The following is a 21,497-nucleotide window of genomic DNA, read 5'->3' on the forward strand; positions in this document are numbered from 1 at the left end:
AATGATCAAAATATATCATCCCACTATCCAACAAAAATGTGATCTAACTAAACCCACACATACTAAAAATATATTCTTATTGCGATTTATCTTAATAAAAGTAGATGTGACACAACCCCGTACTGTATCGCTATTTTAAGTATAAACATAAACAACACTTATGCACTGTCACGCAAGCCCAATATACATCATCGTAATACACCTGGATCTGAGAACATAACCACGACGTAAAGAAAGCAAGAGAATTGGTTAGGAGATAGACTTAACTCATCCTGATGGTTGGTGACCTTATCCAAATGTTATTTTCAAATGCTCAGCTTTATATAATCAGAAAAATATCCAGCCTCAATCTGCATAATTTTAGCTGGAAAATTGGTCATGCTAAATGCTTCGACACTACATATTGCATCGGTCAATAAAGTTACCAACAAAGATAAATCTCTAAATAGCAACAATCTTACAGCAATCCAATACCACTTTATACTCACACCCCCATATTTTATTATCTAATTTGCCAGGCTTGGATATTTTCCTGTTTTTTATCAAATGCTTATTTATCTCAACTTAGCGTTCATTTTTTATTGTTTCTTCATCCTGAAAAATAGCTTCTATAGATAAACCAAAGAGTCTTGCTATTTTAAAGGCTAAAGGGAGACTTGGATCATAACGCTCTTTTTCGATAGCATTGATAGTTTGACGTGAAACACCAAGTAATTCCGCAATTTGTTGTTGCGACCAACCTTGCTTCATTCTTAATTCAGATAAAATATTTTTCATCGATAACGCCAACTTCCAATTGCGATCCCCATTCCCCACAATGTTGCCATTAATGGCCAAACAAAAAACATCGATAGTAAAGGAAATCCAATATTTTCTAAAAAGCCATAGCTAAATGTGATGAGCGCAGTACCAACAAAGGCGATTCCAAAAGCTTGTAGTTGAATTCGATGTTGCATTTCATCTAATTGCGATAACTGTCTAATCACGCTCCAACATACGAATACGCAAGGAATGACGGGCAATAAAGTTACAATCATTTGTGTTGAATCATCAAGTTGATTATTTTTTAAATATCTTAGAGAAAAAACCAACACAACAATATACAGCAAGATAGATAAAACCAATTCAAAAAGGTGTCTAAATTTATTCATAGCGCACTCATGTAAAGTAAACTTTACACAAGCATAATTAATTTCAAATTAAATGTAAAGGATACTTTACATCAATGATGATTGATGTGAGTAAACTAATTAAAAGCATCGTACGCCTGATCTACTCTTTTTGAAGTAACCCAATTCAATAAAAATATATTTTTTTATTTAAAATCAAATATATAAATTATATTTAAACTTTATAGCAATGATTTTAGATCGTCTAAGATATTTAAAGTGAAAAAAATTATGGGGTATCATAAAAAACCCCACCAAAAGGTGGGGCAATTTATATCCAAGCTTATTTAACTTCTTTCACCGAAAAAGACTGATCTTTTGCAAGTTCAATTGTTGCTTCCTCACCTTTGGAATGAATTGACACACCATTTTCACCTTCTAGACGCATACCACTGCCAGCTGGAACTTCTTTAAGTGAATAGTTATGCCCTTCACTATCTGTCAAAGTTGCTGTAGCAAAATTATCAGTTGTTTGAAGTGTGAATTGCTTTTTATCTTCAGTTTCATATTTCACTGTTTTTTGGTTCGACTCATTGCTGTCTACCTGAGCAACAGGACTACTTGCTTCTCCTGTTGAGGCATTGGTTTTTTCTTTGTCTTTTGCATTACATCCAACTAAAAAAACAGCAGTTAAAATAGAGGAAATTAATAATATTTTTTTCATGATTAATCTCAGTAGAAATAAGAAGTTTAAGTTCTACCACAGGACTTGAAGCTCATCCAACCAGCGATTGCGAATTCACTACTGGTTCCGTACAGAAATCATAAACATTATTTATAATACTATACATTTCATATTTTATTTTTAACTATTTATATGCTAACCAGCCATAGATTTTAAATTAAGATTTATTTGAATAATAAATTAATGCAATGATTGCGATGAACACGATGCTGATTTGGAGAAGCAAAGAAAACATCAATTTTCCTAGGAAAATACAAAAATTTTCATTGAATTTAAAAGTTGTAGCTTCATCACTTAACATCGATATTGCTAATTTTTCCGCATTTACGGCATTCTTTTATGTAGCTTATATTAGGATATTCAAAAACATGAATACAAAGCAATTGTCTAATTCGCAACATCATAAAAATATGCCTTAAAAAAAGCCCACATGATTGGATAATGTGGGCAACTATATGAAAAGCTTCTATTAGGTAAAGCTTGAAACTACAAAGTAATTTCTGGCTCAAATTTTAAGGCAAAAACAATCAAGAACATTGGCATTAAATGACAATTTTTAAAATTTTCTTTTAAATCAACACTTAATATTAAAAATACTAAACAATGATTAAATACTATAAATGTTCAATAATTAATGGACGATACTTAAAAGATTAAAGGTGCACATTGAAACATCTGAGATTAAAAAATACGGAGATAAACAAATTTTTAAATTTATTGTGAATAGTTCAAAATCACGCTATAAAATTACTTCTTATTATCCAACAAGCCCCTTAAATCAGAGACTTGATGGAATAGATAGTTACAACTGAGGTTGAATGTCCTTCTCATCATTCTTGTCGTTTTTGCTTGTCTTGGTCAGATTTTTTGTCTTGGTTTTATCAGCGCCATTTTTATGTGACTGATAATAACAACCAATTGCGATCCCAGTGCCTAATAATGCTGCAGTCTTAAACATAACATTCCTCGTACTGAATAAAAAAGGTCTAATAGGAATAACATCAAATTAAAACCTGTGTATTTCAACATGTTAGTTGTGAAAGAATATGTGAAATTTTATAACATTAGATTTCAAAAATCATTTTAATTTTAATATTTTTCAATTGGTTAGAATTTATTTAATTTATAAACTGTTAACAGAACTGTCACACTTTGGACTATTTTCATTTGAATCATTAATTAATCAGCATGTCCCTAAAAAACAATCCATAAAAAAGCCCATCCTCAGATGAGCCCTTTACTTAGATTACACTATTTTAAAACCCACATCCCTGATGGAATATTTCCAAAGAGATGTACTAACAATGTAAGAACAACAAACATAAATATGAAAAAAGCGATGTTTATTGATTTATATATCATATGATCACCCTCATTTTATTGTTGTTCTTTTTTTATACACTAATAACATAAAATTTACAAACTTTTTCAAAAAAAACCCTATATTAAAAAGATTTATATAGTTATACCTTTTCGGGCTAACAATCAGCAATCTTGTTGATTTTTCATTTTATTAAACCAATAAACACCAACATACATTTACTCATTGTAGCTCTTGATAGAACGTTCATTTCATGATTTCATTGTGTAACCATTTTAAATAATTTGCTTTGTCATGAAATTGAGGAGACTGGTTTACATTCAAAGCAACTTCTTTCCCATCAACTAAAATTACATAATTTTTTGCCATCTGTGAACGCTCATCATCAGGTCGCGCAAGAATAAAAAAATATTTTAGAAACAGGGTATTATAAAGTATATTATCCATGATTGATTTAAGATCATTTAACTGTCTATTTTTCTTTGTGAATTTCTGATGATCATCTTTTTCAGGAAAATGCTGACTTGCCTTAAACGCTTCATATTTTTCATCTTATTCATTAATATTCATATTATTTATCACCAAAATTTTATTCCTACTTTAAATGAATGCAGTCAACCTGTTCTACATTCACCATAAACATGTTTTTATAACTACTTTGTATCAACCTGCGATCCGTTCCATAAGTATGAAGAATTAAACATTAAATTCGTTTCATACTTTTCTTGAGCAAATCAATCATCATATATTCATTTCAAATTTTTCATTCATTTATCCTTATTTTAAAGACTATGAATAAAATCACTTAGACTCATTAAAATTCTCCTTATTTATTAAATTCTTACAGTAATTAATATGATCATTGTCTTTTTTATTATGCACCATTTTCATACACGAACAAAAGTGCTCAGATCGTCCATACTGGATATCATCTGGAACATCAATTCCATAACATTTCGCATCAATTTGATTCAATTTAGGTGCAACAATCCATTTTCCAGAATAAAAAGGATAGCCAAAGCCACCAATAACAATCATCAACAGAACAATAATTGGAAAGTTATTTTTAATATATTGAATCATTTTTAAAAATCTTTAAGGTCTAAAATCCAATTCTACAAAAAAATGATTATTCAACCAAATCAATACACTTTAATGGTACTTTTTAAATTTTGTCAGCAAATAAAAGATATTGTCATGATAAAATATTTTAGAAAGTTGCTCAATCGTCGTTAGGAAATTATTTCATGAAATTTATAGTAGTTTTATCTACTTTTACTGTTTTACTTTCAGGCTGTACGGCAATGAGTATTGAGCAATGCAAAACTGCAAACTGGTTTAATGTTGGTGAAAAAGATGGTTCAGCTGGTTCCAACCCACATCTAGATCAATACTACTCTGCTTGCCAAAAAGCAAATATCATTCCAAATCAGAATTTATATGAAAAAGGCTACCAAAAAGGTTTGAGTGCTTATTGTCAACCTGAAAACATTTTCTATGAAGCCTTAGATGGTCGTGGTAATTATCGAATTTGTCCTATAGAAAAGCGTGAATCTCTTCGTAGTTATTATCAAGTCGCAAGTCAGTACTTTTCTGCAAATTCAGATTTTAATAAATCACAAAATGATATGAATTATTACCTTGAAAGATTGGAGTATAAAAACCTTTCTGATAAAGATCGCGATAGCTATAAACAGAAATTATATGATCTCCGTATCAATAGCAGCCAAGTGCAATCTCGTTATCAAACAGCTCTGCGAAATTTAGAACGCTTCAAGGCTGAACATGATCTTGATTAGATTGAAACAAATACTTTATATAAACCTATGTTATAGATGTAATTTTCATGTTTTTTAAATAACATTTGAATAAAAATTTGTATTTGATTGATGCTAAATACGGTCTAGGATTATGCAATTATTTTAAAGCGATCTATACAAAATTGAAACTACTCGAAAATCTACTTATTTTTCGTTCTCGATTTTAAGCGATCTATAAGGCTGTGACCAAAAAACAAGTCGTGAGCAAAAAATATGATGAGATTTAAAATTATTTTGCTATAAAAAAAGCCTCACATTTCTATGAGGCTTACCTTAATTTTGCGCTGATTAAGGTTTTTTGTTATTTATTTTTAGTAAAATAACTATTTAAATTTAATTTAAAATATCTAGTATGTCAATGATATTTACTGGCTCAAACCAAAGTTTAAAGTTAAAATCTATTAGCAAGTGAATGTCTCACTTTGTTCAACTACATTCTTGCTTATATGAAAATATGAAAAAAATCTTCTGGTAGGTGAGGTCGAAGTCCTATTCCCTCACCTAATATATTCACTTTTAGTTATATATTGAATTATTATGGAAGATTCAACCTACGGCAATCTTGATAAATAATCTTACATTGAGATTCTGGAAAACCATCAGCACGACATGCGTCTACAACTTTCTTGCGTCCTAATGCCTTTCTGCTCCCAGGAACGAGTACTGGAATAACATCTTTCACTTCACCAGCTGTTGTACGTGCTCGATAAAGTCTATTGGTTCCTTCAGCCTGTCCGACTGTCGCACAATGATTATCATCATAAGTAAACCAAATTTGACAACCTGTACCCCCTTTTTTTTCACAATCTTGTAGCGCTTTCTCTTCTAACTTTCCTCGGAAAATTTTTGCCGTTGCGACACCAATGACTCCATTTGTTCCTGCTGCAACATAACCTTCTGTCGTTGGTGAACGATAGCTTGGCTGGGCATATCCACCTCCACCACCATAATTTGGAATCGGTGCACAGCCTTGTACACCCTGACCACCTACTGGATAATAGCCAGGAGAACAGTTACCTTCAGCCTTAGCAACGCTAGAAATAATAGAAAGTACTGAAAGACAAATTAAGGCGATAAAAAAGTGTATGTTCTGTTGTCTATAGTGTTTCATCATGATTGGCACATCCATGTTTGTGAATTATTTTGTGAAAAGTCTATCATTTATCGGTGATATTTTAATCATTTTAAATCTTAAAATAATTCATTGCGAAACTCAAATTTCGAGTCAACATCTATTATTTTTCTATTTGAGGTATATGTCTTAGACAATCCTATCTATGTATCTAAGACATTAAATTTTCTAAATATTTTTTATAAAATTGATATTTAACAATGCTTAACAAACAAAACCAAATTATAGCTTTTATGGAGTGAAAGCGCCTTGCTGATATGCTGGGAAAGTATTTTGATCAATTTTGTGATATAAGGCATACCCATTTATCTTTTTTCCTCTATGAGGTTTTATATGAAAAATACACCATCATCTGATGATCTAGAATCAACAGCATTGGGTTGGAAATTCATTGTTATTGTTGGTATTTTAACTTCTATCTTTTTTACTTTCCTGTATCTGGCGATGTCTAGCGAACCAGACTATATGCCAAGTCAGAAGCAGAAACAAACCTCCATACAACATAAAAACAGCACATCATAATCTTTTGAGCAATCAACTAGAACTTTATCAAGTGAATTATAGAGTATTCATTTTTTATTGTTGATGCTTGGTTGAATAAAAAACTCGCTAAATTAAACCGCATCCGAAAGTTGGACACTTTTAATCTAAATTTGGAGGGTGCCTTTTTATGACCAAATATTCTTAAAAATAACGCTGAGATGTCCTATCAACAATCGTCGTTACCGAAACGGCTTCATCATCTTGAGGCTCCGCTTGTAATAGTTTCGTTGCGGTAAAAGCAAAAGTTACCATCAACAAAATAAACATGGACAACGAAAAAAAACCATTTTTTTACCTATATCACATGATTGACAATGATTTTTTTCAATCATTGTGGATCTATTGCACCTTTTACAAAAATTTTGACTCATCGCCCTACGACAATCCTGTTACACAAGACTCTTTTAACATATCAATATTAGTTGATTTCGAGTAAAAATTACTGAATTGTTATTTTAAATAAAGAACCTCCTCTTTGTTGATCTACTTCAAATAAGGAATCTATATTTTAAATAATCAAAGAGTAGGTTGCGGAATCGGAATGTCTTTTGATATTTTCTTGGCATTATTCAAATTCAGATCACAACGAGAGTGCCCCCACTTCACTATGATACCCTTTTCAAGCATAAATTTTTCTTCACAATAACGCCCTGGATGAACAAATGTTTCATAAGAAATTATTTTTCCTCCATTTGTTAAGGTATAGCTTTTATCTGGTAATCCCCATTTTTTAATTAGTTTTTCTTCTGACGAACCAACCCATGATTGCATTAGATCATTGAGTGTTTCATAGCGCTGTGTACTGAGACTTGCACAAGCTAGAAGTGATTGGCTGATTACAATAATTAAAAGTATTTTCTTCATTATTCATGCCTAAAATCATAATATAGATCAATGCTATATGATTAAACCATTTTTACAAAGATTAAAAGTTAAACTATTTCTTATTTCATTAAACTCAGCATGATTAACTTTCGCACCACTCTTTACTCTAATACTTAAAAAAGTGAGCAGTGCAGATCGCTAAAAAACTAAACATTTTACGGTACATTTTTATTCGATTTTACAGCATGCCCCCAAATGTACCCTTATTATGAAGGTATACAGAGGAACAAACTGCGACAATAAGAATGCCTAGGTGCTTTTAATATAAAGGGTTTTGAGACAAATTGGAATAAGGAGGAACAGCAAGATGGTACGCCCAGCGGGTACTTCGGAAAGTTTAGGATTTTCTTATTATTCCTCATTATTATCTATTTTTTCTTTTCTTATTAATCAGTTATCTTGATTATAATAAGTCAATATTTGTTTTTATCTTATTATTCCTTATGATTGTGCGTAAAGGCATTACGCCAAATTTACGCCACGAACCTTCTGGAAATAATAATGGCCTCATTTAGACAAAGAGGTGATGCTTGGCGTGTTGAGATTAGTGTCAATGGTACTCGGGAAAGTGCGACATTTGATACAAAGACTCAAGCACGCGCATGGGCATCTAAACGAGAAACTGAACTAAGAGAACAAGCGCTCGGGAAACTCCCCGATTATACACTTAAGCAAGCTGTTGAGCGATATATAAGCGAGGTTAGTCCAAAAAAGAAATCTCATTTACGTGAAGCTAATCGTTTAACTGCATTTTTACGCATGTATCCAGCTTTATGTAAAAAGCCTATAGCGAAAATTACAACTGATGATTTAGTCAAATGGCGTGATGATCGATTAAAGCAGATTCAAGGATCATCTGTAAGACGTGATGCAAATGTACTTTCATCTTTGTTTAAGATTGCACGTAAAGAGTGGAAATGGATCCATGAATCGCCAATGGCTGATTTAACTATGCCGCCTCAAGCTAAGCATAGAGATAGGCGTGTTTCTGATGAAGAGGTTAGAAGATTGGTTTTAGCTTCGGGATGGGATGAATCAACACCTAACAACTTTACCCAACAAGTGATAATTGCATTTTTATTTGCTTTAGAAACAGCAATGCGTGCCAGTGAGATAAAAGGCTTAACTTGGGATCGGGTATTTTTATTTGATCGTTATGTGGCGCTGCTTGAAACCAAGAACGGAACAAAGCGAAATGTACCCCTTTCTAAGCGTGCTATAGAGTTAATTGGATATCTCAAGGGAATTGATAGTAAACGCGTATTTACTATCAATGATGCTAGTTTTGATACTTTATGGCGAAAACTAAGAAACCGATGTGAAATTGAGGATCTACATTTTCATGATTCACGGCATGAAGCCTGCACAAGACTTGCACGAAAAATTGAAGTATTAGATTTGGCGCGTATGATTGGACACAAAGACCTTAAAAGCTTAATGATTTACTACAACCCTACCGCTACAGAAATTGCAAATAGGCTAGATTGATATATGAATTCATCAATTGATTATATAATTAACTCTAATATTTATTAACAATAACAACCAATTAAAAAGGGAAATTGGATGCTAAGCAGAGCTTTTGAAGTTCATGATAGTAAAAATGAAAACTTTATAGGGCATTTATTACTTACCATTAATGAGAAAGTTGAAGTTAGTGTTACCTACAAAGATTTTTATTTAGAAATTAATAGTTACTTTTATGAAAACCTAAAAGCACCAAGTCTAAAAAATTTTTATGCTTCTTACCGTGTTAGTTTAATCAATGAAAATGATCAAAATTATGCCAATATTTCATATTTAAATCCACCTGAAGGTGGAGATATAATACTATTTGATGGTATGAGAGGCTTTAGGATAGGTTCTCTTATCATGTACATAAAAATTCAATGGCTTAAAAATTTAAGTGCTGATTATAAAGTTAAGGGTATTTTTTTTCGTCCAGATGGTGACCCTGAAATTGCTAAACAATTTTATAAAAATTTTGGCGTGAGAATTGATGGTTTACCTTTCAAAATTTCTAATTTATGCCTCCATGATTCATGGAAAAAAAATATATTTGAGATTGATCTTAGTAAAATTGATAGTATTATTCAGAATTTAGTAAATGAATTAAATTTTATTAATTCTAAAATCAAATATTTAAGAGAAATGAATTTCGAGAGTAATGATAAATATAATAAGATTAACATCTTGAATTTTTGGATTTGCAGAAACTTTTATGCTGACTTATCAAATTCTCCAATAAGCTTTGATTATGCATATCTAAGTAAAGTTGATTTAGAAACCAAAACAGAACTATTAAGTAAATACTATTACGAAAAAATTGCTATAAATCAAATTTTAGAAGATAAGAAAATGGAGCATCAAAAACAAATAAAGCGCTGGGATTTTTCCCATATCCCACACAGATTCTTACAGGCAATTATCAATATATTTAATATGTTACTCCCTTACACTATACTATTAGTATTTTTATATCTTATATATAAGTATCTATTTTAAAATTTGGTAACAAGCAACATTAATGAAGCTCGTTACCATGTTATTACATTTCAGTAACTTTTGTTGCAGTCACGCCACTCAAGGCTGGTAAATCATAACGAAAATCTGCTGGTCTACTTGCTTTCCCATACCAACGGAATTCCTGAAAATCAGCATCATTGTATAGGGCATACGACACGGCATTACTCTGATTACCACCAATGCAAACCAATTTGCCAGTCTTACTATCACGCCCTGCTACAAAGCAAACGTGACCACCTCCACTTCGGGTTTTAATAGCAACACAGCCATATCAGGATTGTTGAATTATGTTGTTTTCCAACAATTTCACGTAAACCAATATGTTTTTTGGCTTCAACCATCCAATCTAAATCATTTTTATTTATAACTGATGCTGAGATAAGCGTATTAACACTTGATAAGTTTAATTGTGGTTCATGTAATTCTGGCTGTTTCTTCAAGCGCGCCAAAATCATTGCCACACCAACAAAAGCACCAACATATTCTTTCCAATTTTCAGGAATAGAATTTTTAAAATCTTCTGGAATTAAATTCCACACAGTTAAAAAATGCTCAGAGAATAAACTTAAAGCAAAAAAAATGGCGCTTAATGCGCCAATTTGTACAGATTTAAGTTTGTATGACTGTTTCCAGTTATCGATTAATTTCATTGTCTACCTTCTTTTCAATTAAATTACTCACAAAATGAGTTCCCATATAGCCAATACATGAGGCTAATCCTACCGCGACAATTTGAGGAATATTAAACCACTCAAGGAAAGTCCATACGCCAACTGCAAAGAGACCACACATGATTGACTCTGCAAAATCCCCCTTACCAGCTTTCTTTTTTGTTCGTAAATAAGCCATAACGAACCCCATAAAAAATGAAGTAACTGCCGTCCCAAAAGTACCAATTAACTCTTGGACCCATTTCCAAAATTCCATGCCACCCCCTGATTTGGGCAATAAAAAACACCCTTTCGGGTGCTTGTAGTCATATAAGTTACGTTTCAGTTGTTGCTTGTGTTATACGTGTAGAATAATTCCAAGCTGTTTCTTTCCATACATCACGCGCTGCAACTCTCACATAATATGTAGTAGTTGATTGAAGTTTATTTATAGTGCAAGCATTCTCAGTACCCGTCCAACTTGCCGTCATTATTTCAGGATCAAAATTGGCATTTGTACTTACCCAAACCTGATAGTCTTTTAGATCTGGTGCTTCACTTGGAATCCATGTGACTGTGATCGAATCCTTGGTAGACGATGTATAAACATTTAACAATTGGCTTGGAATTGGATTGCTTATGTTTAACTCAGCAAAGGAACTTATCACTTCTCCATTTTTACTTGCAACACGAATTGTATATGAACGCTGTACACCATCTATTTTAGCCTCCTCCATTGAGTAGCTATAATCAGTGTTCGTCGTATCTACAGTTCTAAGTAATGTACCACCAGACAAGATTTGGACAATATAACCAGAAGCGCCTGCAGTATTTTGCCATTGAACTTTAAAACTTGTCCCAACAAATGTCGACTGCAAAGATAAACCTTTAACACCTGAAGGTGTCCCACCACTAATTGTATGGCTGTAAGCTGTAACTTCATCTAAAGATTGCTCTTTTTGTTCAAGACCATTAAAACTAGTAAATTTTAAGTATGCCTGTTTACCAATAAGGTTTTGATTAAATTCATATTCAAAAATAGCTCGATCGATACGCACAAATGGTTCACCAGCTAAATGATACTGAGCATTAGTAAATCTGCCACGATGTAAACCACTTAATGTATATAACCCAGAACCATTTAATGTAGCTTCTTCATAATTAAAGTATTCATCACCCACTTTACACAAAGTTGCATCAATTTGAGCTTCCGCAGCGGTACCACTAAATATTTGACTGGAAGTATTCAACTGGACTTGTAGAGCAGTATCACTTTGATTAATGCCTGTTGTTAATGCTCCATATCGAGCTGAACCATATATGGTACCAATTCGTTCATAAGTTGTATTGTCGAGGCTTACCCAAACATTACAACCACCCCAATTGCTGCCACCTGAGGCTGCTACCCAAATTTGATTTAATCCATTGGTTAAATCTAAAGGAGGCTCAAAAATTACAGGTGCATTTACATTACCTGGTTCTTCATTTCCACCTTGATACCCATTGGATGACTGCAGATCATACTCAACTGCGGATCTTGAACCGATTGCCAACTCCTCTGCAGTAATTGTCAGCATGCCGTCTTCATCTTCTTCAACACGTGTAATGCGCACTAAGAATTTATCTAAACCTAGTGATTCATCTGTGATTGTTACAATATCCATCGGTTCTAACCGACAGTACTTCCAGCCAAGATTAAATTCATACTCATTACGAACATATAAAAGCCGTTGCAAACGTAACTGAACTGCATGCCGTGCGATTTTTGGCTCACAAAACATTTCCAATTTAACCGGATCTTCGGTGCGTAGACCGTACATTTCAATGTTTGCTTGGTCTTTCGCCTCTACAGTTTCAGTATTATATTGATTGAAGCGATTTACATATTCAATCTGAGTGTGGTTGAAAGCATCCGTATCACGACTACGGCGAACACGTACCGGTTCATCTTCACCAATAAAATCATCATCAGTTAAATGATATACAGGTTCTAAATTAGGTGTGAATATATGGCCATTACCAGAAATAGCAGAATCTCCGAATGATTTAATTTTTAAACCATCTGGACTTGGTACCACCGCACAATTAACAGCTTCAACAACTTCATTAATAATTTCATGTGCTTCACGTTGCTCCGTTAAAGCTGGACTAATGAGCAAATTAGCCGCAGCGCAGTAGGTCCTGAACTCTGATAGATCATGCATATTCAAATATGGCGATGCGCCATAGCGGGGATTCGTAATTAAATCCTCTATCACATCTGCTGGATTCGCATCATGAATCATATCTGAAAAAGTAATATCACTAATGACTTCAAAGTTATGATTTGCAAGGCTAGCGCTACCTCCTAATTCATAATTTGCACACGCTACATATCCAAGGAAAGGATAGTTTATGGCTTCATCGGGATGTTTGCTCTGCAAATATCCCCAAATAGGATTTCCATCACCATTAAAAAGTTCAAAGCCAATCTGATCAATAGGCGTTAATTGGACTCCATTTTCAGTTTTGGTAACAATTTGCTCTTTATCACGCCAAATGATGCCAATTGATCTAATTTTGTTTTCACAAAGTCCAAGCATTAAGGAAGCATAATATGTGAAAGTGGTATTTTTAGTTTTTGAGCTACCCCCTTTCCCACCTGACTTTGTTGTTGTGGTTTTAGCGATGGAATGAAAATCACCATACCAAAACATATTTGCAGCCATACGATTTTTACCGTAAACCAAAGGCTGACAAAGCCCATAAGCAGATTGCTGTACACGCATTGAATTAATACGTGTATCAGATGTACTCATGGTAGAACCACCAAATAATCCACCCATATTATTCTTTTAGCCTCTTCATACGATAAAAGCCCGCAACACGGCGGGCTAAACTTCCTTTTGTACCATCTTGAATGACAACGCCAATACCAAGATAAGAGTGGATTATTGTTGGCCATTCAACAACAATGGCACCATGACTTACGCATTTACCAATTTTATAAAGAACTATGTCACCTGGTTGTGGTTCATCAACTTCAAAACACACACTTTTGATATGTTCTAAATACCGCTCTCCCATCTGGTGCATATGCCAATCAGGTGGGTAAGGTCGTGGATCTAAGTGGTCCATCAGTCCTACTTTTTCATACACTTCACAGATCAGCGTTCCACAGTCTACACCAACACCTTTTACACGACCCTGATGATGGTATGGGGTACCAAGCCAAGTCATCGCTTCGTCAATAGCCGCTATATTTTTAGATAACATTAGCTAACCATCCTGCAACAACTTCAGCATATTGGTCACGACCAACTTGATCGTAATGCACCCAATCATTAATCGTCCCAACTTGAACATCACTATCTACTGATAATGCTTGGTTATTTACTATTGGATACCCCATATCCCTGTTCATATGCATATAAACCGGAATAACTTCTAGATTTGAATGTGATGATTTAAGTTCATCGACTTTTTTTAAACACAATTCAATCCAAGTTGCAGTATCAGCACAAAACGTATTAAATCCGTTTTCAGTTGCTGACCATGCGGGACAAGGTACTATTCCAATGGGAACATTAGGCAAAACCTTATGAATTTGCTTTACCATAATTTCCAAACCAAGCTGCATAAAGCGCATTACTTCATCACGAGAATAAGCACTGCGATCAAGATTTATGTCATTAGTAGAAAGCGCAATTGTAATAAAATCAGGCGTTGCAACGTTATGCTGAGTCTTATACCAGTCAAAATCGAAAATGTAGAAATTTCCAGTTTTATCGGTATCTTCAGCATATGACAGTTCTTTTTGAGCACCAGTAAAGCGGAAACACCATGTCGGATGATCTGTTTTATCTTGAGTTGTCGCTAATTTTAAAAACGGATTTTCAAATTTAGCTGTACGAGTTTTTCCACCCTCACTTCGAGTATGAATGATGCCGCCTGATTCATTGTCTTTCCCAATAAATTCTCGATAATTCCACCATCCGCGCCCCTCGCTAGGCACTTCATTCGGGCTTTCAGTAGACCAAAAAGTCCCGACTGGTGTGACAGTGGCTCCCAAGCTTTCAAGCTTATTTTTAAGTGTCGATGGTGTCCCTACTTGCGTTAATGAATCGCCAAAACACAACATATTGAAGTTTCGATTTAGCTTAGATTGTGGCGCTTTACTTACTGCAATATTTTTCCAAAAACGCTTATCAGCTACACTTGCATGCGCGTAAACGAATTGAATCGTATTTGATAAATCTTGAGGATTCAGAATAGTTTGCTGTAAAACAGGTACATAACGCTTGATTGTTTCAACGTGATTTGTATCAATCCAAGTGCGAACTTTTTCTAAACCCTTTCTTGGATTTGAAAAGACTGAATCTTTGTAAAGCGGTAATGCTCTGTTTTCAATAAAAAAAAGCTTATTTGGCAATAAAGCTCTTTGATTTAATTCATTAAAATCAGCTGAATCATTACTATCATCAACTATAGATCCGCTTACATTCACGATTGTGATTTTATTTTTAAAGTCACCAAAACCATAGAATTTATAGTTGTAAACGTATCCAAGCAATACTTCTTGATTTCCCAAATTTTGAGGTCTTGTCTGTGACAAATTAAATTTTAAATCACTGATTATTAAAGATAAATATCGAACGTAGGCAGGGTTGAGTACGTCAAAAATTGCATTTTTTGAAGAGTCAATTGAGATAAATCCGCCATTACAGAACAAAAATCCAGAATGTAAAATTTCAAGCTTGGCTGTACTAAAATCAATTTTTAATCTTAGATCATCAGACATAAAAGCAGGTTCGGAAGATAAATGACGACTATCAACTTTCCCAGAAATTTTAAAACTCTGAGTACCTTCTTGCAGAAATGCATTATTTAGCGAAGTTGTAAAAATATAATCTCCAACAACTTTTGCAATTACAATATGAGATGGCGATAAAACATCAGTATCAGTCAACGCTTTAACTTCATTTGTGGTTTTATCATAAACAATTGCTGTTAGATCACCAGAATAGCTAATATCAGCAACCAGCCAACCTCTATATTCTGATGAATATAAAGTAAAAGTACCTGAAATTTTTTTATTTTCTTTATTTATTAAAAGTGCTCCACCTACAATCTCACCATCTGCAGCATATTTTAGGTCAGCAATACTACCTTTATATGTTTCAATCCCATTAGCGATGATAGTTGGTTGCTTTGGACCGTTTGAAAAAGTCATCCATTTCCGTTGCCATAAAACACCGAGTAATAAATATTCCGATGAGTTTTTTTCTAAGCTATTAAAAATTTTAAACTGCTTGGTTTGCTTATTTATACAAATTTTACGCAAACCCAAAGGATATTCTTCGTCTTCTGGCTCTAAAACTAGACTTTGTCCGACTGGAATACCATCAATATAAACAGAACCGTTTGCTACAAGCCCCCCACCACCATTTAGTCTATTATTTATAAAATCAATTACAATATTTGTATCAATAACTAAATTTTGATTTGCAACTTCTAGATCGAGTGTCTCTATTAGTTGAGCATATGCTTGTTTGAATTGACTCTCAGTCACAGTGGTGCCGATGAATTTTTCAATTTCTGGAATTGACATGAGCTTAGCCTCATTAAAAAACCCAGCAAAGCTGGGTCATGTATATAACTATTAAACTGAAGTTTCAGGTACTGGTATGAAAGGAGAACCGCGAAACATGGCTTTGTTGTTAAATCTGTTCACACAGGTTTCAAGTCGTTTATCGCACCCTGGATAAACTTTGATGCGCTCTCCTGTTTCTGGTACAGAGAGCAAAGGCAATGTAAGCAGTAAAGTGCCAGTCTCATGTAATCGAATTGTTCTCTTTAGACCAGCATTTTCACCGTCTAGAAACTCCACCACACCTTGTGTGAACCAACCTTGTGGCTGAGTGACATTACACAATATTCTTGATTGAGTACTGTTTGCATCTATTACAGTACTTACAGCATGTGCACTTCTATTTAAGCCACAAGCACTATCGAACAGCGTATTGGAACAACTTGGTTGATATAAATTACGTGGCATTTGCACACTTAAATCATCTAGATCAGAGGCAACATTAAAATGAATTACATTGCGATCAAATTCAGGCTCAATAATCCGCCCTTCAAACAATAATAATGCCTCTGCACTCGTATCGGTTGGTGTATTGATATCCATAAAAATACGCTCTAATTTAAATCGTGCACCATCCATTTGACCATTGTGAAACGCTTGGGCAACCGGGATTAAATTAAACTTATTTTCATCTGTAGATTCGATTGATACGGATAAGTTATCAACTTCAACACCCAACGATAGATTAAACCCCTCACGGCTAATGATAGGACCATCTGCAAAATAGGTATTGCCAACTACATTTAGATCATAATCGTAATTTGTGAAACGATGTATTTGATTTTGGACAGTTGTAATTGTGTATAGATCAGCCATAAGAAACTGATCTGCATCCAATAAAGCGATTAACTTATCTGAAGCTGCTCTCATATTTTCTTTCCTAATGATCCAACCATCTCAACCTTGGATGCTTTCCAAAGTTTTGACAAGAAATTTGTATATTGCTGTTCATCATCTTTGAAACGACAACGATAAAAATAAGTGCCTGATACAGAAATTTTTTGTCCCTCGTCCAAAGGCTCTGAAAGCACAAATTTTCCGTCTTTTGTAATTCCGACTGTATCAGCACTCCACATGGGCTTTTGATCAGCTGAAGCCCACATTGTTTTTGATTCAACCTGATTCCACATATCAGGATTCGATGGCTGCGTAGATTCGAGAGTATTTCCTACAGCAACTTGGCTAGAACCCTGAGTTTTATATAGTTGAAAAGTCGTCGAAGCACCATCACCTACAAACGTGCAATTAAATTCATTATCATCAGGTGCTTTATATAGAAATGAATCAAAAGCACCACGGCGAGCCTCGAAAAAGCTTTGTAAAATCTGCAATTCTTTACGACCTTTGTTTTCACGCAGAAAAGCATAAGACATTGTAAATTCATACTTTGGCACAGCTTGATAACTTGCTCGAAGCTCACGACCATTGACAGAGGTCATAATTTTGGTATTAAAAATGGGAGTCTTTGTAAGCTCCCATTCTAGTCCTGGTAATTCAGGAAATAATTCATCTGACATGTAAACTCCTTATTTGCCAAAATTACGGTTATACCCTTTCAATCCACCAGCCAATTCACGACCATGTTTGCGCATAAACCGCTTAATGTCTTTAGAATCCCATGCTTGAATATTGACCTGTGGCATCGCACCCATATCACCTGCATAAGCGGGCTGCTGAGCCATAGAGCCATCACCCATGACAGATTTACCCAATGCACGTATGGTATTGGCATGTTGTTTAGGTAAAACCATCTCTTCCTCATGTAGTTGGGTCATAGGATTTACACCTGAAGGAATATCGTAACCTCCTCGAGCAGATGCAACCTTGCCAACAATCGCCGACACTCCAGCGAATGCGGCAATACCTGCTGCAACACCCAATGCAGGTCCAACAATTGGAATTGCTGAAAGTGCCGCCCAAGCTGCTGCCATAGCTTCCCATGCCGACATCATGATGGATTTGATAACTTCCATGAGTTTTAAGCCTAATCGAGCAAATACACCTGTAGAAGTTGCTGCGGTTTTCATACCCTCACCAGCAACTACAGCTGTAGTTTGAGCTGCTTGACCAGACACTTCTGCCGCAGTTTCAGCCTTTATAAATCCGAACTTCAAAGCTAACCGTCGCGCTAAACCGATTCCATACTCTTTTAAAGGTGCTGTAACGGTCTTTTGAATAAACTCCATTGCAAGCTCTGAAAATACAGCATTCATAGCATTACGCCATGTTAAAGTGCCATTCATCATGGCTTGCATGCCCTGATCCCAGAGGTTTGACATTCTTGAAGTCAAGCCACCAAACTTCTTCTCAAAGTCTTTCATTTGAGCATCACTTATTAGATTTGGTGCTCCAATGTCATTAACTGCTTTTTGATTGTCTAATTCAGCTATATTATTGCTGATTGTTGCTTGCCCTGCTCCCTTGCCTGATATTGACGATTGTTGGTTCTCTAGATCCAATCGAGCCAGCAACCCATCACGCTTAATCTGGTAAAGCTGATCTTCTAATTGTTTTTCAAGTTGAACTTTTTCAACATTAGAAATACGACCTGCATCTAAAGCAGCTTGAATACGAGCCTTTTCTTGCTCATAAATCCGCTGCGCCTGATCTTGTTTGGATTGAATTTCTTGTTCATAAATAGCTTTGATTTTTTCAAAGGCTTCTAAATTCAAAGCAACGATTTTATCTTGCGATTCTTTCTCGGCTTTTTCTTTGAAGGTTTTTTTATCTGCACTATTTAGCGTTGATTTTTCGATTCGATCCAGTTCTTTGGTTAATTCAAGCTGAACCTTTTCCTGCTCTGAAGCATATTTGTATTTCAGATCAAGACGCTCTTTTTCAGCCTTTTCCGCATTTCTTGTCTGCTCTTCAAGGTAACGTTCATACTGGGAATCTGAACTGGATTTCTTACTTCCTTTAACCTTGTCATTTTTAACCAAAGCTAGATACTTATCAGCATCAGCTTGAGAATTAAAACTGACATGAATATGTCCACCTGTTGCGCGTTTAGATGGATTCTTATACTCATCAAGAACTTGGGCGTTGACTCCATTCTTACCAAGCATAGACCGCAAATCAGACGTGACTTGACCACTTTTACTTGAATCCTGTAAGCCAAAATCAAGTGCTAGACCTTGATTATGTTTACTTGATGTACCCTTGTGATACATATCATTAAAGGCGGTAAATTTAGTAATTTGAAACTTATCCTGAATTGCTCCTGCTAAATCCAAAACCCCTTGGTGTGCTTTACCTCCAGCATAAGCTTCAGGGCTTTTAATACGAAGATCAGAATAAGTGGTAGGTTCATATTTAGATTTCTTTCCACCTGCAGATTTTTTATCGTCTTTAGTACCGGTTCCAACGCCACGGTTAGGGTCAAACGTTTTAAGCTGATTTACACTTGCCTGTTGTTTTGGGTCTTTTGGGTCGGGTAAAAATAGGTTTTTAAGTCGCTGTCCACCATTCATTGAGCTATTAACAATCGTTGAACCAGCTTGTGAAATTGCATCAGCAGATTTTAATGCACCAGTACTCCAGTCTTGTTTAAACTGATTTGCACGTTGTCCCATTTTATTGGTGTAGCGTTCGGTAATACCATCGAGTTCACTCAGACCTTGTTCAAGCGCAGCTTTAGCACCTGAGAAGTTAAAACTTAAAACGTTAGAAACTATATTTCCAAAAGTTTTAAACTTTGTACTTAAAATATCCAACCCGAACTGGATGGTATCCCTAAAGCCACCAAATACATTAAGTACCGCTGATATAGTAATGGAAATTGCTTGGCAGACAGTAACAATCACAGCGCGAATTGCAGCAAAGGCAATCTGAATACCAACCTTCAAACCTACAGCAACTGCTGCAAATCCCTTCAAAGCACCTGAAACCATATCCATGAATGTAACCTGTTGAACAGATCCATCACCAATGTCTTGGGTTAAATCACTCCAAATACCACCAATAGTGGAAAAAATATCTGAGCAAATTTCAAATAAACTCTCAAATATTGTGATTATTGCAGTGATTGAGTTATCTATCCCTTGCTTTGATTTGGCAGCAAAGCTTAGAAAATCGTTTGCAAGCTTTGTTAAGCTCGGTGCTGCCTTTGCTGCAATACGATTCATTACTCCGTCAAATGTTGACTGAATTAATCCTAATGCAGAATTAAACTCTTTAGTTTTAGCTATGGATTCTTGATCCATAATGACACCAAGATTTTGAGCTTGTGTAGACAACTCCTTTAATTTTTTTGCATTATCTTCTAGCAATGGTGATAACAGTGTTGAATCATTTGCTAGGGCTTCCATCCGATATGTAACTTCAGCTTGAGATAATCCAGCTTTTTGCAATGCATCGTAGTACTTACCTAAAATTTGTGGTCCAGATAAGCCTTGAAACTCTTTTGCAGTCATCCCCACTTTTGGCGCTATTTTTTCAAAGAATTCCGCCATCTCTCCACCACCAGTCATCATGAACTCACCGAACTTATCGTTCACGTCTTTCATGATGTCAGATAGCTTATCTTGTTGAACCATTACACTTTTTGAAGCAAACGCCCACTCTTGAAACTCTATGGTAGTGGAGTTGGCAAGGCGTGCTTGGTTTTCTAATTCTTTTGATGCTTGTCCAACTTTTGATGTTAATGATACTAATCCTGCAACAGCAGCTCCTACCGCAGCTGTTATACCCAATCCCACAGTAGCGAAACTTTTTGTTAAATTACCACTTATCGCACGTCCAGCATCTTCAAATTTAGATTGAACATGATTTGAAGCATCTGCAAGTTTTGATTTAACACTTGAAAAATCAGGATTAATTGTTAAGCCATCCCCAGCTTGCTTCATTTTTTTAACAGATTTTTCAACTGTTTCTTCAGCATCTTTCATCACTCGCTTTACACCTGTTGTGTCAGGTGTGAAAACAACTTTTTTCCCAGTTTCCTCAATATTCTTTGCAGATTTATCTACAATCTTTTCTGACTCTTTCATGCCTTCAGATAATTTATCCGTAGAGGCTGTGATTTTTACTTCAACTTCGTTAGCCATTACTTTTCCTTAGGCATAAAAAAACCACTCTTTCGAGTGGTTTAAAATTAATTTTAAATTATTTAGTTTGTGGGGTTACATCATTTGCTACC

19 protein-coding genes and 1 pseudogene are annotated in these 21,497 nt (G+C 34.8%); 4 read left to right on the top strand and 16 right to left on the bottom strand.

All coding sequences use genetic code 11. The features are described from left to right. Positions 1-564 precede the first annotated feature (564 nt). From F938_RS05595 to F938_RS05620, 6 genes are all read right to left on the bottom strand, one after another. A complete protein-coding gene (locus tag F938_RS05595; protein ID WP_005030142.1) occupies positions 565-777 on the bottom strand; it encodes a helix-turn-helix transcriptional regulator in 213 nt (70 codons plus the stop codon). After that, positions 774-1,151, bottom strand: a complete 378-nt coding sequence (locus tag F938_RS05600) for a hypothetical protein (protein WP_005030144.1) — start codon at positions 1,149-1,151, stop codon at positions 774-776. Before F938_RS05600 ends, F938_RS05595 begins: the two co-directional genes overlap by 4 nt. A gap of 301 nt (positions 1,152-1,452) precedes the next feature. Continuing rightward, positions 1,453-1,833, bottom strand: a complete 381-nt coding sequence (locus F938_RS05605; protein ID WP_004831578.1) for an MliC family protein — start codon at positions 1,831-1,833, stop codon at positions 1,453-1,455. An 823-nt stretch (positions 1,834-2,656) separates the two neighbouring features. After that, entirely contained in the window at positions 2,657-2,812 is a 156-nt protein-coding gene (locus F938_RS24465) for a hypothetical protein (RefSeq protein ID WP_005030147.1), read from the bottom strand. 609 nt (positions 2,813-3,421) lie between these two features. Continuing rightward, the gene (locus tag F938_RS05615) at positions 3,422-3,622 is read right to left on the bottom strand and encodes a hypothetical protein (protein WP_005030149.1); all 201 of its coding nucleotides are present in this window, start codon (positions 3,620-3,622) and stop codon (positions 3,422-3,424) included. A gap of 354 nt (positions 3,623-3,976) precedes the next feature. Further along, a complete protein-coding gene (locus tag F938_RS05620; protein WP_005030151.1) occupies positions 3,977-4,258 on the bottom strand; it encodes a hypothetical protein in 282 nt (93 codons plus the stop codon). Between the two features lie 164 nt (positions 4,259-4,422). Here F938_RS05620 and F938_RS05625 point away from each other — a divergent pair, with 164 nt between their 5' ends. Then, the gene (locus F938_RS05625; RefSeq protein WP_005030154.1) at positions 4,423-4,974 is read left to right on the top strand and encodes a DUF2799 domain-containing protein; all 552 of its coding nucleotides are present in this window, start codon (positions 4,423-4,425) and stop codon (positions 4,972-4,974) included. 556 nt (positions 4,975-5,530) lie between these two features. Here the strand turns inward: F938_RS05625 and F938_RS05630 are convergent. Continuing rightward, complete coding sequence (locus F938_RS05630; RefSeq protein ID WP_005030156.1) at positions 5,531-6,109, bottom strand: DUF4189 domain-containing protein; 579 nt, start codon at positions 6,107-6,109, stop codon at positions 5,531-5,533. 351 nt (positions 6,110-6,460) lie between these two features. Here F938_RS05630 and F938_RS05635 point away from each other — a divergent pair, with 351 nt between their 5' ends. Continuing rightward, positions 6,461-6,649 carry a hypothetical protein gene (locus F938_RS05635; protein ID WP_005030158.1) on the top strand — a complete coding sequence of 63 codons (189 nt, stop codon included), beginning with the start codon at positions 6,461-6,463 and terminating at the stop codon, positions 6,647-6,649. 537 nt (positions 6,650-7,186) lie between these two features. On the opposite strand, the gene F938_RS05640 is transcribed toward F938_RS05635, so the two are convergent. Continuing rightward, positions 7,187-7,534, bottom strand: coding sequence for a hypothetical protein (locus F938_RS05640; RefSeq protein WP_004831587.1), 348 nt, complete (start codon positions 7,532-7,534; stop codon positions 7,187-7,189). 522 nt (positions 7,535-8,056) lie between these two features. Between F938_RS05640 and F938_RS05645 the strand changes: the two genes are divergently transcribed. Continuing rightward, positions 8,057-9,043, top strand: a complete 987-nt coding sequence (locus F938_RS05645; RefSeq protein ID WP_005030162.1) for a tyrosine-type recombinase/integrase — start codon at positions 8,057-8,059, stop codon at positions 9,041-9,043. Positions 9,044-9,121: 78 nt separating this feature from the next. Then, positions 9,122-10,060, top strand: coding sequence for a hypothetical protein (locus tag F938_RS05650; protein ID WP_005030165.1), 939 nt, complete (start codon positions 9,122-9,124; stop codon positions 10,058-10,060). A gap of 43 nt (positions 10,061-10,103) precedes the next feature. Here F938_RS05650 and F938_RS05655 read toward each other — a convergent pair. The 8 genes and pseudogenes from F938_RS05655 to F938_RS05690 form a co-directional block, all read right to left on the bottom strand. After that, positions 10,104-10,731, bottom strand: a pseudogene (locus tag F938_RS05655) (DUF7940 domain-containing protein). After that, a complete protein-coding gene (locus F938_RS05660; RefSeq protein ID WP_005030170.1) occupies positions 10,715-11,008 on the bottom strand; it encodes a phage holin family protein in 294 nt (97 codons plus the stop codon). Before F938_RS05660 ends, F938_RS05655 begins: the two are co-directional and overlap by 17 nt. Positions 11,009-11,066: 58 nt before the next feature. Then, the gene (locus F938_RS05665; RefSeq protein WP_005030172.1) at positions 11,067-13,556 is read right to left on the bottom strand and encodes a phage tail protein; all 2,490 of its coding nucleotides are present in this window, start codon (positions 13,554-13,556) and stop codon (positions 11,067-11,069) included. Position 13,557: 1 nt separating this feature from the next. Continuing rightward, positions 13,558-13,986 carry an NlpC/P60 family protein gene (locus F938_RS05670; RefSeq protein WP_005030174.1) on the bottom strand — a complete coding sequence of 143 codons (429 nt, stop codon included), beginning with the start codon at positions 13,984-13,986 and terminating at the stop codon, positions 13,558-13,560. Beyond that, entirely contained in the window at positions 13,976-16,321 is a 2,346-nt protein-coding gene (locus F938_RS05675; RefSeq protein WP_005030176.1) for an alpha-amylase family protein, read from the bottom strand. Before F938_RS05675 ends, F938_RS05670 begins: the two co-directional genes overlap by 11 nt. A 51-nt stretch (positions 16,322-16,372) precedes the next feature. Beyond that, a complete protein-coding gene (locus F938_RS05680) occupies positions 16,373-17,230 on the bottom strand; it encodes a DUF2163 domain-containing protein (protein ID WP_005030180.1) in 858 nt (285 codons plus the stop codon). Then, positions 17,227-17,877 (bottom strand): DUF2460 domain-containing protein, encoded by a 651-nt coding sequence (locus F938_RS05685; RefSeq protein ID WP_005030183.1) that lies wholly within the window; start codon positions 17,875-17,877, stop codon positions 17,227-17,229. Before F938_RS05685 ends, F938_RS05680 begins: the two co-directional genes overlap by 4 nt. A 9-nt stretch (positions 17,878-17,886) precedes the next feature. Continuing rightward, positions 17,887-21,405 carry a phage tail family protein gene (locus F938_RS05690; protein WP_005030184.1) on the bottom strand — a complete coding sequence of 1,173 codons (3,519 nt, stop codon included), beginning with the start codon at positions 21,403-21,405 and terminating at the stop codon, positions 17,887-17,889. Between the last annotated feature and the right edge of the window lie 92 nt (positions 21,406-21,497).

It is taken from the genome of Acinetobacter bereziniae LMG 1003 = CIP 70.12, from assembly GCF_000368925.1.
Classification (GTDB): domain Bacteria; phylum Pseudomonadota; class Gammaproteobacteria; order Pseudomonadales; family Moraxellaceae; genus Acinetobacter; species Acinetobacter bereziniae.

What these genes read in the sequence shown, in the direction of transcription:
- F938_RS05615 (WP_005030149.1), bottom strand. Translation starts at nt 3,622, where the DNA reads ATGGATAATATACTTTATAATACCCTGTTTCTAAAATATTTTTTTATT.
- F938_RS05685 (WP_005030183.1), bottom strand. Translation starts at nt 17,877, where the DNA reads ATGTCAGATGAATTATTTCCTGAATTACCAGGACTAGAATGGGAGCTT.
- F938_RS05605 (WP_004831578.1), bottom strand. Translation starts at nt 1,833, where the DNA reads ATGAAAAAAATATTATTAATTTCCTCTATTTTAACTGCTGTTTTTTTA.
- F938_RS05640 (WP_004831587.1), bottom strand. Translation starts at nt 7,534, where the DNA reads ATGAAGAAAATACTTTTAATTATTGTAATCAGCCAATCACTTCTAGCT.
- F938_RS05665 (WP_005030172.1), bottom strand. Translation starts at nt 13,556, where the DNA reads ATGGGTGGATTATTTGGTGGTTCTACCATGAGTACATCTGATACACGT.
- F938_RS05650 (WP_005030165.1), top strand. Translation starts at nt 9,122, where the DNA reads ATGCTAAGCAGAGCTTTTGAAGTTCATGATAGTAAAAATGAAAACTTT.
- F938_RS24465 (WP_005030147.1), bottom strand. Translation starts at nt 2,812, where the DNA reads ATGTTTAAGACTGCAGCATTATTAGGCACTGGGATCGCAATTGGTTGT.
- F938_RS05675 (WP_005030176.1), bottom strand. Translation starts at nt 16,321, where the DNA reads ATGTCAATTCCAGAAATTGAAAAATTCATCGGCACCACTGTGACTGAG.
- F938_RS05690 (WP_005030184.1), bottom strand. Translation starts at nt 21,405, where the DNA reads ATGGCTAACGAAGTTGAAGTAAAAATCACAGCCTCTACGGATAAATTA.
- F938_RS05670 (WP_005030174.1), bottom strand. Translation starts at nt 13,986, where the DNA reads ATGTTATCTAAAAATATAGCGGCTATTGACGAAGCGATGACTTGGCTT.
- F938_RS05600 (WP_005030144.1), bottom strand. Translation starts at nt 1,151, where the DNA reads ATGAATAAATTTAGACACCTTTTTGAATTGGTTTTATCTATCTTGCTG.
- F938_RS05620 (WP_005030151.1), bottom strand. Translation starts at nt 4,258, where the DNA reads ATGATTCAATATATTAAAAATAACTTTCCAATTATTGTTCTGTTGATG.
- F938_RS05595 (WP_005030142.1), bottom strand. Translation starts at nt 777, where the DNA reads ATGAAAAATATTTTATCTGAATTAAGAATGAAGCAAGGTTGGTCGCAA.
- F938_RS05680 (WP_005030180.1), bottom strand. Translation starts at nt 17,230, where the DNA reads ATGAGAGCAGCTTCAGATAAGTTAATCGCTTTATTGGATGCAGATCAG.
- F938_RS05660 (WP_005030170.1), bottom strand. Translation starts at nt 11,008, where the DNA reads ATGGAATTTTGGAAATGGGTCCAAGAGTTAATTGGTACTTTTGGGACG.
- F938_RS05645 (WP_005030162.1), top strand. Translation starts at nt 8,057, where the DNA reads ATGGCCTCATTTAGACAAAGAGGTGATGCTTGGCGTGTTGAGATTAGT.
- F938_RS05630 (WP_005030156.1), bottom strand. Translation starts at nt 6,109, where the DNA reads ATGATGAAACACTATAGACAACAGAACATACACTTTTTTATCGCCTTA.
- F938_RS05625 (WP_005030154.1), top strand. Translation starts at nt 4,423, where the DNA reads ATGAAATTTATAGTAGTTTTATCTACTTTTACTGTTTTACTTTCAGGC.
- F938_RS05635 (WP_005030158.1), top strand. Translation starts at nt 6,461, where the DNA reads ATGAAAAATACACCATCATCTGATGATCTAGAATCAACAGCATTGGGT.